The following is a 420-nucleotide window of genomic DNA, read 5'->3' as shown; positions in this document are numbered from 1 at the left end:
CCGTCCGGCTGCTCCAGCCGCGCACGTGGCACCGTGATCTGGGTCTTGCCAAAGGTGCCGGTCAGCGATCGCTCGCGGCTGCCGTGCCGATGGCCGACGACGGGCTGCGGCTCCGCATCACTGGCACAGATCTTCTGGCGCCGACCGTAACGCGGGCGCGCCAGTACGCCATCGAGCTCCTCGCGAATCATCTCCTCGATGAACTCGCGGACTCGCGCGCGAAGACCGGCTTCGATCGGGTCAAACCAATCGTCGAGAAGTGCGGGAGAAGTTGCGGTTGCAGGCTGCGAAGCTAAAGCCTTCGTGGTAACGCTTGTCATGGCGTGGTCTCCAGCCCGGCGCGTCAACGCCGGGTGATTCGAGGTTGATCACCCCGGAGACTACGCCACTTTCAATTCCAACCGCTTTTCGGACGGCACC

The 420-nt window shown here is 64.3% G+C and carries 1 pseudogene; it reads right to left on the bottom strand.

The features are described 5' to 3' along the window. Positions 1 to 320: pseudogene (locus ACZYOF_RS44385) on the bottom strand (IS256 family transposase); the annotation flags it as partial. Between the last annotated feature and the right edge of the window lie 100 nt (positions 321 to 420).

The organism is Bradyrhizobium sp. LeoA1Lang (genome assembly GCF_055413685.1).
The sequence above is the reverse complement of the archived record's forward strand: the minus strand, read 5'-3'. Positions and strand labels throughout refer to the sequence as shown.